General features: G+C 65.9%; 9 protein-coding genes and 4 pseudogenes. 5 read left to right on the top strand and 8 right to left on the bottom strand.

Annotated elements, in window-relative coordinates:
- Nucleotides 1-112: 112 nt before the first annotated feature.
- Together OG462_RS43270 and OG462_RS43265 are read left to right on the top strand one after the other, a co-directional pair.
- Nucleotides 113-670, top strand: a complete 558-nt coding sequence (locus tag OG462_RS43270; protein ID WP_406053843.1) for a transposase family protein — start codon at nucleotides 113-115, stop codon at nucleotides 668-670.
- A gap of 1,828 nt (nucleotides 671-2,498) precedes the next feature.
- The gene (locus OG462_RS43265; protein WP_406053844.1) at nucleotides 2,499-3,437 is read left to right on the top strand and encodes a transglycosylase family protein; all 939 of its coding nucleotides are present in this window, start codon (nucleotides 2,499-2,501) and stop codon (nucleotides 3,435-3,437) included.
- A 631-nt stretch (nucleotides 3,438-4,068) separates the two neighbouring features.
- Here OG462_RS43265 and OG462_RS43260 read toward each other — a convergent pair.
- The 5 genes and pseudogenes from OG462_RS43260 to OG462_RS43240 form a co-directional block, all read right to left on the bottom strand.
- Nucleotides 4,069-4,578, bottom strand: coding sequence for a hypothetical protein (locus OG462_RS43260; RefSeq protein WP_406053846.1), 510 nt, complete (start codon nucleotides 4,576-4,578; stop codon nucleotides 4,069-4,071).
- Nucleotides 4,578-4,811 carry a ubiquinol-cytochrome c reductase iron-sulfur subunit N-terminal domain-containing protein gene (locus OG462_RS43255; RefSeq protein WP_406066908.1) on the bottom strand — a complete coding sequence of 78 codons (234 nt, stop codon included), beginning with the start codon at nucleotides 4,809-4,811 and terminating at the stop codon, nucleotides 4,578-4,580. The genes OG462_RS43260 and OG462_RS43255 overlap by 1 nt, the downstream gene beginning before the upstream one ends.
- Nucleotides 4,812-5,167: 356 nt before the next feature.
- A pseudogene (locus tag OG462_RS43250) lies at nucleotides 5,168-5,973 on the bottom strand (transposase family protein).
- A 216-nt stretch (nucleotides 5,974-6,189) separates the two neighbouring features.
- Nucleotides 6,190-6,861 (bottom strand): annotated as a pseudogene (locus tag OG462_RS43245) (transposase family protein); the annotation flags it as partial.
- A 94-nt stretch (nucleotides 6,862-6,955) separates the two neighbouring features.
- A pseudogene (locus tag OG462_RS43240) lies at nucleotides 6,956-7,159 on the bottom strand (IS5/IS1182 family transposase); the annotation flags it as partial.
- A gap of 46 nt (nucleotides 7,160-7,205) precedes the next feature.
- Here OG462_RS43240 and OG462_RS43235 point away from each other — a divergent pair.
- Together OG462_RS43235 and OG462_RS43230 are read left to right on the top strand one after the other, a co-directional pair.
- A pseudogene (locus OG462_RS43235) lies at nucleotides 7,206-7,333 on the top strand (IS5/IS1182 family transposase); the annotation flags it as partial.
- 492 nt (nucleotides 7,334-7,825) lie between these two features.
- The gene (locus OG462_RS43230) at nucleotides 7,826-8,458 is read left to right on the top strand and encodes an HPP family protein (protein WP_406053850.1); all 633 of its coding nucleotides are present in this window, start codon (nucleotides 7,826-7,828) and stop codon (nucleotides 8,456-8,458) included.
- Between the two features lie 77 nt (nucleotides 8,459-8,535).
- Here OG462_RS43230 and OG462_RS43225 read toward each other — a convergent pair whose 3' ends face one another.
- The gene (locus OG462_RS43225) at nucleotides 8,536-8,883 is read right to left on the bottom strand and encodes an acyl carrier protein (protein WP_406053851.1); all 348 of its coding nucleotides are present in this window, start codon (nucleotides 8,881-8,883) and stop codon (nucleotides 8,536-8,538) included.
- Between the two features lie 1,010 nt (nucleotides 8,884-9,893).
- Here OG462_RS43225 and OG462_RS43220 point away from each other — a divergent pair.
- A complete protein-coding gene (locus OG462_RS43220; RefSeq protein ID WP_406066306.1) occupies nucleotides 9,894-10,181 on the top strand; it encodes a WhiB family transcriptional regulator in 288 nt (95 codons plus the stop codon).
- Between the two features lie 327 nt (nucleotides 10,182-10,508).
- On the opposite strand, the gene OG462_RS43215 is transcribed toward OG462_RS43220, so the two are convergent.
- Nucleotides 10,509-10,829 (bottom strand): GNAT family N-acetyltransferase, encoded by a 321-nt coding sequence (locus OG462_RS43215; protein WP_406053853.1) that lies wholly within the window; start codon nucleotides 10,827-10,829, stop codon nucleotides 10,509-10,511.
- A 580-nt stretch (nucleotides 10,830-11,409) separates the two neighbouring features.
- Nucleotides 11,410-12,081 carry a GNAT family N-acetyltransferase gene (locus OG462_RS43210; RefSeq protein WP_406053855.1) on the bottom strand — a complete coding sequence of 224 codons (672 nt, stop codon included), beginning with the start codon at nucleotides 12,079-12,081 and terminating at the stop codon, nucleotides 11,410-11,412.
- Between the last annotated feature and the right edge of the window lie 273 nt (nucleotides 12,082-12,354).

The following is a 12,354-nucleotide window of genomic DNA, read 5'->3' as shown; positions in this document are numbered from 1 at the left end:
CCCAGAACCCAAACCGTTTCGGATCAATAGGCTCAGCTCTTCACCAGTGAGGCTCTGTGGTTCCTTTCGTGCCGTACTCGATGTCCCGCATGCCCTGGTGGAGTGGGTCACGATGCTGATCGCTGCCGGATTCGGGATCAGCGTGGGCACCGCCCACGCCTACGTTCATTCTGTCGTGGCCCTGAGAGGTGTGGACGCCCGGTATGTCCTGCTCGACGGAACGCTCGCCGAGTGTGACCGGGTCGGTGACAGCCGCGCAGACTATTCGGGCAAGCACCGCAAGCATGGCGTGAACATGCAGGTCATCACCGATCCCGACGGGACACTCGTGTGGATCTCACCCGTGCTGCCCGGCCGGGTGCACGATCTCACCGCGACCCGCCGGCACCGGATCACCGCCACCTGCATCCGCCTGGGCATCCCGATTCCGGCGGACAAGGCGTACCAGGCCGCCGGTGCCGGTGTCGCGGTACCCCACCGCCGGAGCCCCGGCAAGGACCTCACGGTCACACAGAAATGCGTCAACCGGGCACACTCCCGCCTGAGATGGCCGGTGGAGAGAGCCATCGCCCGGATCAAGACCTGGCGCATCCTCCGCAAAGCACGCTGCAGCCCCAACAAGATCACGTCAATCACCAAAGCCATCCTCACCCTGGAGACTCACCGCTGAAAATGCTCACGGTCACCGATCATGAAGCCCTTCGGGCTTCACAATCACTCGAGGTGTCCGTGCCTGCTGTCGTTAAGCAGGACTGTCCATCGGCGTCTGACCTGAACCGGTAGCGGCGGACCACCTCTGTGGTGGTATCGGGCCGGGCAGTCTCGGCCCCCGCTCGAGCGATACCCGGCGACGTCCGGCACCCCTCCGGCGTTACTCCCAAGCTGCGCTTTCGGCGAGCACCAGGTGCAAGCCGGGTGCCGTCTACACCAGCTTCGGTGATCTGGCCTTGCCCGCTCGCCGCTGCGACTGCCGCTGCCGTCGCGCCTCAGTCAGGCGGATCGATGATGGAGAGGCCCAGCATGGTGGCACGCCGTGCGCCGCGCCAGGCCTGCCGGTAGGCGCGCTGCTTGAGCTGGGGCATGCACACCTCCTCCCGCGAGCCCGCGCGGCGCGGCCCGGGAGGTCATGGCGGCAGCGGCCGGGCATGTCAAGGTGGCGGTCGCGCGGGACCCGCGATCCGGCAGCGATGCCGCCATCTAGTGCACCGTCACCACAGCGACGGACCGGTGCGGGCCGGCCTCACCGCCGCCCGTATCGCGACCACGCAGGGGCAACTCGTGGCGAAGCAGCGCTGGTGATGCAAGAAGTCGTTCGCCCTGGGGAGCAGTCCACGTCCCGGACGGCGGGGACCGTGGCAGGCGTGCCCTCGTGGAGGGGAGTGCGTTCGGGGCCCGAGTGCATCCCTGGCAGCCCGATGTGCGGCCCGCGCCGTGCCGCACATCGGGCGCAACCGGGTCGGGCACCGAGCCGCACCAGATGGTGTGCAGGCACCACTTCATCCGCTCACGTCACGTGAAATCTCATGCCGCACAAGATCATAAACTTGGACAAATAAGCCAACTCAATAGTTAGTAGACATTGGCTTGCTGTACCGGTTTGCCGTTACCAAAGCATTGGTTACTCAGCCGCCCGATCGGCGCTGCCGCCTACGATTCCGCTTACCGGAGGAGGGAACGGCGCCAGGAGCAGTCAGCCGGACGTCTCGCCCCCGGTCCGACACTCCAAGGAGGACTGGCCTGACCATGCTCACGAAAAAACACGGCAGTTGCCCTGGCTCTCCCCCTCTGTTCTACGGATGCCGCAACGACCGCTAACTCGGCCCGGCACTGCGGCGTTTACGGAAGCCGAGACCTGCGTCTCCGCAACGGCGACGAAATCGTCTCGGCAAGTGCTCGGGCTACCGGTACGCCGATGCCGGCCAGGGCGCGAACTCATCACTGATTGCGCCATCTCGGCACACAACGTCATCGAGCAGCACGTCGAACGGGCAGGCGAGCGGCCTCCTTCCCGGACGCAAGAACGCCGCCGGAAGACGCGCACAGGCACCACGATGTCGCGCCCGCTGTACCAGTAGTGCTTGTGTCCCCCGGCTCCAGCGACCCTCGGCCGGGCATCGCCTGCCAGGTGACACGGCACACACCAGTACTACGGGATGGCCCCGTCCTAATCGTCACGACCAGATCCGTCCTCACTCATCGACTAGAAGAAGCCGTATCGGGCGGCAGGTCATCACGTCCGGTCGGACAGCGGCGCCTGTTGCGCGGCGCAAGTACCCGGCCGGAAAAGATGTCTGACTGCTCCTCCGAGCAATCGCCAGGATCCATGCCTGTACCGAGCGGCACTGTTCCGTCGGAGCCCTGCGCCACACCACGTGCCACCGGGACCGTTCAAGGTCTGCCGCCCCGACCCTCTTAACATCCTGCCCGCACACCCCACCAGATCGCCATGTGCCCCGGCTCAACGCATGCACCGGTCACCTCCTGTCAGGAAGTCCCCCATGCTCCACATCCCTGCCTTCCGTGTGCCCCGCCGCATCCTGGCTTCACTCTTCACCGTCGGCACCATCGTCCCGACCGCTGTCGCCCTCTCCGCGTCCGGTGCCTCCGCAGCAGACCTTCAGACCTGGGACCGGGTCGCCTCCTGCGAAAGCAGCGGCGACTGGTCCATCAACACCGGCAATGGCTTCTACGGCGGCCTGCAGTTCACCTCCAGCACCTGGGCCGAGTTCGGTGGCCACCTCTACGCAACAGACGCGCATCTGGCTACCAAGGAGCAGCAGATCGCCATAGCAGAGAAGGTTCTGGCAGTCCAAGGCTCCGGTGCCTGGCCCGTCTGCTCGATCGAGGCAGGCCTGACGGCCGAGGCCGGGCAGCCCCTCACACAGCAAACACCCGAAACCGCCGAGATCCGCAACCACGTCCGGACAGCCTTAGCGTGGCCCGCCGACCAGCCGTCTCAGCCTGAACCGACGACAAGCACCCCGCAGCAGCCGAGCACGACACCGACCACATCCGACGCCGCCATGCCTGCCACGGGCAAGGGCTCGGCACCCGTCGACGCTCCGATCACCACCCCCTACCGCACGCCCGGCTCCTGGGCAGCCGGGTTCCACACCGGCTCGGACTTCGCCGTACCCACCGGAACACCTGTCAAGGCCGTCGCCTCCGGCACAGTCGTCTCTGCCGGCTGGAACGGTGCATACGGCAACTCCGTCGTCATCCATCACACCGACGGCATGTACTCCCTCTACGCCCATCTGAGCTCCACGGAGGCCGTCCCCGGGCAGAGGACCGCCCCCGGGCAGCAGCTCGGACTCTCGGGCAGCACCGGAAACTCCACCGGGCCCCACCTCCACCTCGAGATCCGCACCGAGAACACCTACAACGCGCACATAGACCCTGTCGCCTATCTCCGCAGCATCGGCGTCACCATCTGACTGTCCGGCACGGACCACAGTCCATCCGCCCTCCCTTGCGGAGAAAGAGCTCAAGAACACCCCCAGTCGACCATCCGTACCTGAACCTCGCCGCGGCAGCTTGGGACGGAAGCCGTCAGCCTCGCCAGAGGTGTGCTCTCGGCATAACGGACGCAGACGGCGTAGGTAAGGTCCCAGCACCGTTCTGCCCCGGCCAGCATGTCGGTGTACTTATCGAAGTACTCAATCAGGTAGCGATGTAAAACACCTGGCCTCTTACTCCTGTGGCGTGCATATGGCCTGCCTTGGGCCTGACCTGTACTCCAGGTCAGGCCGGGGCGGGCAACGACGGTGTTGTGGCCATGGAGAGTCCGGCCATACTTCGACGACTGCAGGCCGTACTTAGCGAAGCGCCTGGTAGATGCGTTCTCAGTCGAGACCGCAGGTATCCGCCAGGAGCTGCGCGTTCTGTTTCACCCACCGACTATTACACCGTTTACTGGGCAGACCCTCTTCGTCCCAGGCCGCAGAGGCGATCCGCGGGAAGTCGAGAAATGCGGCAGCTCCCGGGGGGATCGTGCCGGTTGAACACCCACCTCAGCTCGCATCAGCCGGCCTGTTCTGTGGTGGTGGCCCTTCGGGGCCGGCTGACTCAAGGCTCCAGATCGCCCCATCGAACGTACGGTTCCAGATTGCCTGGGCAGAGCGTCCCCACATGATCCTTGTGACAGTTGATCGCGTGGGCTGCACCGCCTTGGATGCGCAGCCGGTTAATGGCGTAGCGAAAGCCGTCGAGGAGTCCGTTGGTGATGGTGTCGTAGTTGGCTGGTGCACCGCCGACCAAGCCCAGGACCGCGTACCAGTTCTGATTTCCTGACGTGCTGCCGTTCGCTGCCGAGCGTACGTGTTCACCACGCCCCTGGAAGACGTAGCCGTGGGAGCAGACGATGTGGCTGTAGGCGATGTCGGCCCAGCCATTCACATCCATGTGCTGGTTCTGGATGTTGCGGACCGAGTTGTCGCAGTCGGCGTGATTGGCGCGGGCAACCTTGGCTCCGCCCGTGTGGTGGATGGTTACTCCACCATTGGCCGGGGTGATTCTGTGGTTGACAAGTTTGGGGGTTCTGGCGCCCCACTGAGCTCGAGTAATGAAGGTCGCCATTATTTTCCCTCCCCTGTCAGTGCGCAGTCCACCGTGGCATTGAGGGGCTCGCTGTTCTTGCGGTCAGTGCCCCTTACGTACAGGGCGGCGGGGTGATCCGCGCGCGTGACCAGCGGCACCTCCGGTACTGCCGCATAGGACGTGCCTGGCAGGGCAACAGCCGAGACGGCCGCGGCTCCGAGTGCCCCGGCTGCCGCACCCAGAAAGCGCCTGCGTGAAGAAGAATCTGACAAGGTCCTGCCTTCCGCTGTGTGAAGCTTCGACAAGGAGTCAACGGAGTCAGGGAGCTTCTTCAGCGGTCACTCCAGAGGATGAGTGGCTGGCTGAGGTTGACTGCCCTCTGAGCTGCGGCAGCGCAAAGCTCTCGTGAGCCCAATTGTCACCCGATCGGTGGCCACTCTGAAGAAGCTCAGGGACTTGCGTGGCCTGCTAACCGTGCACTGCGCCCGGAGATCCGATGTCGTCCGATCTTCTAGTAGAAGCTCGGAGCAGCCCGTGTACATGAGTAGACCGTGCTCCACACACGAGCGACTCATCTTGAGCGGTCGGACACTAGAGGCATTGCGCAGCTGCCGTCAGTGAGGCGTTTTCATCCTGAATAGCTGCAGGTCAGCAGGGTGTGGACGGCCTGAACGATGGTGCTGATGCGGCGGGTGGAGCATCTGGCTCGCCGGAGCAGTCTCCAGGACTTCAGCACGGCGAAGGCGCGTTCGCCGGGGGCGCGGAGCCGGGCGTGGTCGTGGTTGAACTGCTGGTAGTGGGCGGGCTGTTCGCGGTGGCGGTAGTAGGGGGTGCGGACGGTGGCGCCGGCGCCCTGATAGGCGCGGTCCGCGAGTACGAGGATGTGCCTGGTGAGGCAGGCCTGGGTGATGCCATGGGCACGGGCGGCGGTCAGGTCGTGGGTGCGTCCCGGCGCGGCCCGGGAGAACCAGAGCGGTGTGCCGTCCGGCCGGGCGATGACCTGGACGTTCATGCCGTGCTGCTTGTGCTTCTGTGAGTAGTACGGCTCGTCCGCCGCGATTCGGTCGGTGGCGATCAGGGTGCCGTCGACGATGACGAAGTCGCCCTCGCCCAGCCCGGTCAGGGCCTCGTGCAGGCCCGGCGCCCACGCCGCGAGGACGTCCAGGGTCTCGTCGACGTAGCGCCAGGCCGTCGCGGTCGAGACGCCGAACCCGGCAGCGAGCTGGGCGAACGTCTCGTTCTTCCGCAGATGGGCCAGGACGAGCAGCGCCTGCTTGAAGCAACCGAGCCGTCTCCACGGCGAGTTCAGTTCACGCCTTCGGGCGTAGATGAGCCAGGAGACATGCTCGACGAGCTCGTACGGGACGTCGGGCATGGAAGGATATAGAACCAACAGGGCCCCTCGGTCGCCGGTGTGATGAGTGAGATCACCACGCAAACGACCAGGGGCCCTGCCCCGTCACACCCCCGCCCACCAGGTCATTCCACCCTCCCGGCACAGGATGAAAGAGGCCCAGTGAACCTCTTTCATCCTGAATAGTCGCAGGTCAGGGGGTTTGGATGGCTTGGACGTGCGGTTGATATGTCGGGTTGAGCGGTGGGTTCCGCACATGATGTGACAGATTTCGGGTTGGGTGAAGGTCCGCCGAGAGCGTGCAGTCGGGCATGGTCGCGGTTGAACTGCTGGTAATACTCAGGCTGTTCGCGATGGTGGTGGTACGGGGTGGGAAGGCGGCGCCAGCGCCCTGGTTGGCGCGGTTGGCGAGGGCGTGTATCTGTCTGGTGAGGCAGGTTTGGACAGTGCCGTGGGCCTGGGCCTCGGCCAGATCATGGGTGCGGCCGGGTGCCGCGCGGGAGAAGCCAGAGCGGTGTGCCGTCCGGGCGGGCTTGACCTGCATGTTCATACCGTGCTTGCGATGTTTCATCGGGCAGTACGGTTCGTCCGTGCGGATCCGGTCGGTGGGAATCAGGGAGGCTGTCGACGACGTGATCGCCCTCATCGGGGCCGACAAGGGCCTCCTGCAGGGTCGGCGCCCACACTGCGAGAACGTCCAGGATCTCGTCGGCATACCGCCAGGCGGCGGCCTGGGATATCCCGAAACCGGCTCCGAGCTGCGAGAACGTCTCGTCCCTTGCGCAGGTGAACCAGGAGCAGCACCCGCTTGGAGCAACCGAGCTTGCGCCAGCGGGTGTTGCCGGGTCCGGCAATGCTCGTACAGCAGCCGGGCAATATGCTCGACGAGCTCATGCGGGACGTCGAGCATGGGGACACGGAACCAGCAGGGGCTCCTCGGCCGCCGGTGTGCTGAGTGGAATCACCACGCCAACGGCCAGGGCCCCTCCCCGTCACCCCACCCACTGACCCGCCCATTTCCCCCCAGCACAGGCTGAAAGGGTTTATTGCGCCTTTCCATCTTCAGTCTGAGCTGGTCAGGTGCAGGGTGAGGATGGCCTGGGCAATGGTGGTGATCCGCCTGGTCAAGCAGCGGAGCCTACGAGCAGTCGCCAAGACTTGAGGGTGGCGACGGCCTCCTTGACCAGGCCCCGGAATTCTTGCGTGAGAGCCGGTGACGGCCTGCTGAACTGCGGAAAGTCTTCCCCGTCGGCCGTGGTACGGCACCCACCCCATGCCGAGGCCGGCAACGGCCAACCTAGGTTCCCATTGGGCCTACGACGTACCTGAGCTGCGGAAATGCCTACGCGGCAAGCGGTTCGGTGAGCCTGTGTCGCTCGCAAGGGCGTCGAGTCATCAGAACGGCTTGGGCGCCGTCGGCGGGTGATCGAGCGGACCATGTGCCCGGCCGTCTGCGGCCGCGGTCCTCCGCCGAGCAGCCCTGATACGGCTGGAGTCGACCGCTGGCTCTGCCGACCGCAGCCTTTTCGCGCAGAACCGCATGGAGCCGGTCCTGCGCCCGGCTTCGTTCCACTCGGCAAGCCAGCGTCGAAATGTCATGCCAGACTCGAAGCCAAGCTTCTGGGGCAGGATCCCTCACGGAACCTGCCGGTCGGCTGTCCGTTACTGTGTCGCCACCAGCTTCTGTGCCGGAATGGCCGCAACGGGTCGCCGGTCCACAGTCGAGCATCCGCCTTCCCCACGAACCGGCCGACGGGCATTCGAGCTGGCAATCACAAACATCAGCAGCTTCTGCTAGGACCTCTAAAATAAACGGGTGACTGTTGCACACCAGGCCTTCGATGAGAGAGGTGCCCCTTTGTTTCGGCTCCGTCAGCCGCTCTTCAGGTCTTGTAGTGTCACGCTGGTCGTACCGGGCCGAAGGAGGGTCCTATGTCAGCCCCTCACACTGTTAACGACGTGATGTCCCTCACCGTCATCGCTGTCGGACGCCATGCTTCGCCCGCGGAGATCTCTGAGCTGATGCGCGAGTGGGACATCAGCGTAATTCCCGTGCTCGAAGGAGAGGGACGCGTCGTTGGTGTAATGACCGCGGCATCCCCTGCAGGGGGGCGTCCGCACCCCCGGCAGGGGACACCCGATCAGGGCACCGGTAGAGAAGACATCGTGTCTGTACCGCCCCGGACGGTCCGGTCGCATGCGACGCTGACGGAAGCAGCACGGCTGATGGTCCGAGACCGCATCGATCATCTCCCGGTCGTCAACCGTTTCGGCCTGCTCGAGGGAATCGTCAGCCGTGGCGACATCCCCGTCACGTTCTTCCGCTCCGACGCCGAACTCGCCGACGAGATTCGCAGCGCCATCCTGCCGCGTTTCACTCCATCGTCCGAAACAGATGTGACCGTGGTCGATGGTGTCGTCACCATCCGCAACCTTCCCCGGGACGGCGCCTTGGGCCCTCGGCTCATATGGGCGATCCGTGCTGTGAACGGTGTCATTCGCGTGCGCGCAGAGCACAGCGGAAACTCGGGGACTGACCTGGCATCCCCGAGTCACGCATGGTGAGCGCCTGACTGAGGGCTCCTGGCGCCCACAAGGCCGCTGGTGCCGAGCCACAGCCAGACTGACCATCTACGGTGGCACTACTCGTGCGGCTCTGTGCTCGACGAGGGATCCTGCTGGGAGATCGTCACCCGTCCCAGGCCGACAGGCGGCCTGGACGGGGTCGCTGTTCTCCCGCCGCGGTCAGAAAGGAAACTGTATAGCGCTCTCGGTGTCTTCAGGCCTTCCAGCCGCCTGTGATCGATCCCGATTCCGTACTGGCTCTCAATGCGCTCCACGGCGTCGATGAGTGTCAATGAGTCGAAACCAAGATCCACAAAAGGCGTGTCGGCGATCTCCTGCACAGCTTGCACGCCGGATGGTTCCGCTGTAGCAGCCATGACGCGCCAGAAGTCTTTCATCGACATCATCCCGGCACTTCCCTTCATCACAGGCCCAGCCCTTGGCCGGTACACAACGCCCCTTCACTCACCCACGCAAACGCATTCGAACGGCTGCCGCCCGGACCTTGAAGAGGTCAAGAAGTGACGGCCTCCTCCCCCGCGACCGTATGCCGCAACCTCCTGCGCATCTCCCTGCGATATAGGCACTGGGATCCGCTGATTTCCATGCCGGCGCCGCCCTGCACAACCGGGAGACGACGAGGGGCGCGCCGACCTTCTCATCACTCTGCGTGTGATGTCTGGCCCTCGCCTGAGCAAAGCATGCTCACTGCTCTTATCGCCCATAAGCTGCCGCGACCGGCCTCCACGACATGCCTGACAGCGGAATACCCTCCACAAGGCCCGCGGGAAGGTAGTCCCCGAGAAAGACCCGTCGGAAGCCCCAATGAGCCGACGTCCCGCCCCGCGCGCGGGGCGATCCGGTACGGCGGGAATCGCCCTGTGCATGTCGACACCCGTGCTTATGAGTCGAAGACAGGAGGAGCCCTGGCCGCCCTAACGAGGCCGCAGGGGTGCACTGATGAAGGTGCCCTCCTCAAGCAGCTGAATGACGAAGGCACCCAACGAAACGGGACACCATTCCCACTCCTTCAGCCGCTGAAGTATGCGTGTGAAGAGACGCCAGGCCATCACCGGGGTCCGCGCCCCGTGGGCTGCATACCTCCAGAGCCGAGCGTCATCACAGCCACACGGTCCGACGCCACGTCATCACGGCCGCAGCCCTCCTCGACCACCGGTCCGGAGCACCCCACGATCACTCAGGCTCGCGCCTGGCCCCACACTCAAGCCAGACCAGGCAACACCCTCCGCCCGCCTCAAACGACGTACGGCACCGCCGCACCTCACGTCCCACGAAGTCACCCGAATGGGCGAAGAGTGGTGTGAGATGTAGACCGGCGGCACTTGCCTACGTAGCGTGCCAACCCTGTCGAGTGAAGAAGCAGGCCGAGCACGGATGGCGGTCGGGAAAGCGGGGACGTGTGGAGACCAGCTGGATGTCGTCGGGGCTGTGCAAGACCACGCCAGCAGACGACCTGTTCGTCCAGGGAGCCGCTCAGAACCGGGCGAAGGCGCTGTGCACCGGCTGCTCAGTGAAGGCCGAGTGCCTTGCCTACGCGCTCGACGAACGGATAGAGCACGGTGTATGGGGCGGCATGACGGAACGCGAACGCCGGGCTCTGCTGAAGCGCCGCCCGACCGTGCAGTCCTGGGCCCGGCTCCTGGAAACCGCCCGACGCAAGCACGACGCCGACACACCCGATTCCCAGCGCCGCACCGCCTGAGACGAACCACCACTGCCGGGTCTGAGGCGCAAGCAACGACACCGGCCCAAACCACAAGCGGGCTACCCCAAGTCCAGCCTCCGAGGGGCGGTGGAGCCTGCCCGCCACGTGCCGCGCCGATGCCCTGTACGCCCTTTCGTGGGTGGCGTGCCGGGCTCCCAGCGCCGATATGCGGCTGGCGGCCCAGCCGCCCTGTGCCGCACGACCACTCATCAGACGCGGCATGTATCCAGAGCCGGGCGGGTGCTGGTGTCCAGTGGGCCGGAGGTTTTTCTGTGCGCGTGGTCACTTGGGAGACCCAGGCAGGTCCGTCCGGTCCCGTGAGGTTCAGGGGCGGTGGTGGTGGACGGTGAGGGTGTCGACTGGGAGGAAGGCCGTGCTGGCCAGGAGGCGGGCGGCGGTGTGCCCTTCGGGAATGTCGGCGGTGAGGTGGCGGGCACCGTGGGCATGAGCTTGGTCGAGGGTCTGGGCGAGCAGGTGACTGCCGATGGCGCGGCGGCGCTGCCCGGAGCGGGCAGACAGCTGTGACAGGACGGCCATGTGAGCAGTGGCCGGGGTGGAGGTGAGCAAGGTGGCAGTGGCCAGGTGCTGGCCTTCGATGGTGGATAGCCACTCGCCAACCCGCCGGACCGCCCAGAGAGGTGACATCTGCCAGTGGGCATGCCGGCAGCACCAGTGGGGTGGTGGTGTGGTCGCGCAGGAAGTACCGCCGCGCGGAGGCCGGGGAGAAGCCAGCAGCAGCGGCCAGGGCGCGTGCGGTGATGGCACGGTGCTCAATGGGCAGGCCCGGGGATGCCGGTGGCGGTGGCCGGGGCCGGTACACGCATACAGCGGCCGGTGGCCGAGGTGAGATCGGCCAGTGCGACGAGCGCGGCAGTCACCTCAAAGTCCTCGCGGGCGTGCAGCCACACATTCAGACCTGTCCCGTCGGCGGGCCGCACCCGGCAGCGCAACGCGCCTACTACCTCATCGTGTTTGGCACACACGACGACAGTCTCTGTCTCACTCGGGCTTTCACCGGCTGGCGTCAGGGTTTCGCAGGCTGGGTGCTGGCCGGGCAGCCAGTCGGCATCGATGCGATCGTCGGCTCGATCGGCACGTTCATGCGGCCTGTACTCCGCTCCAGAGGCCATCAGCCTGTTGCGCTGCGCTCCCTTTAGGCGTCGTGCATGCGAGCGGAGCGCTCCGGTGACTGTGGAACGGGTCCCGGTCTGGTCGGCCCGCTCGGTCAGGGACGGCGGGTGTAGGTGTGGAGCTGGTCGATCTCGGTGAAGCCGACGGCGGAGTGGAGGCCGAGAGCGGCGTCCAGGTACGGCTGGTCTTCGGTGGGCGCGGCCAGGTGGGCAGTCACCTCACGGACGCCGCAGTCGGCGAGGTGGGCCAGGCACTGTTCGAGGAGGATGTGCCCCAGACGGTGCTGGCCGGGTGCCAGACGTACCCACTCCAGGGTGGTGGTGCCATCCACGGGCAGGGCGGTGAATGCTTCGCCGATGCGGGTGCCGTCCGGCTCCCGCAGGTGCAGGTGCCAGCCCTGAGAATCCGGGCACTCGGCAAGGTCGGCGACTGCATACAGCCACCTGCTGCGGGTCTCGAGGCGGTGGTGCAGGTAGCGCCACCGGTCCGTACCGGAGAATCCGCATTCTTCCAAGGCGCGGCGGGTCCCGGGACGATTGCCCGCGGCAAGCCCTGCGGGTGCCAGCGCAGTGGGCTCGGCAAATGCATGCACCGTCCGCCGCCCCAACTGCGCTGTCGCATGGCGGATCAGTACCCGGGTGAGCGGCTGCTCGTCCTCCAGGCAGTGCAGCCACAAGAGCATCCCTGCGCCGTCCGACGCACGAACCGCCCAGCAGACCGCGCCCAGGATCTGACCGCCTGCGGAGGCGAGTACTTCGGTACGCACGTCCTCCAGGCTAGCCGGGCCACCAGGCACGGTCCCTTGCACAGCGTGGTCGAGCATGGCCAGGGTGGGATACGGTCGGCCGGGCAGCAGATCCGCACCGACCAGCTGCAGCACCGCCGTCCCGTCCCCGCCCCTGAACGGCCGCACCGTCTCCTGCGTACCAGCCCCAACCGCCGTCGTGACCACCCGTACCTGCCCTTCCTCTGCCATACCGAGAGCCCAGCTTCCCCCTCACCGCGCAAAGCGATAGCACGACACGCACAAACCCACCCA

The organism is Streptomyces sp. NBC_01077, from assembly GCF_045162855.1.
In the GTDB taxonomy this organism is placed as follows: Bacteria; Actinomycetota; Actinomycetes; order Streptomycetales; family Streptomycetaceae; genus Streptomyces.
This window is presented reverse-complemented; position numbering and strand designations above follow the sequence as displayed.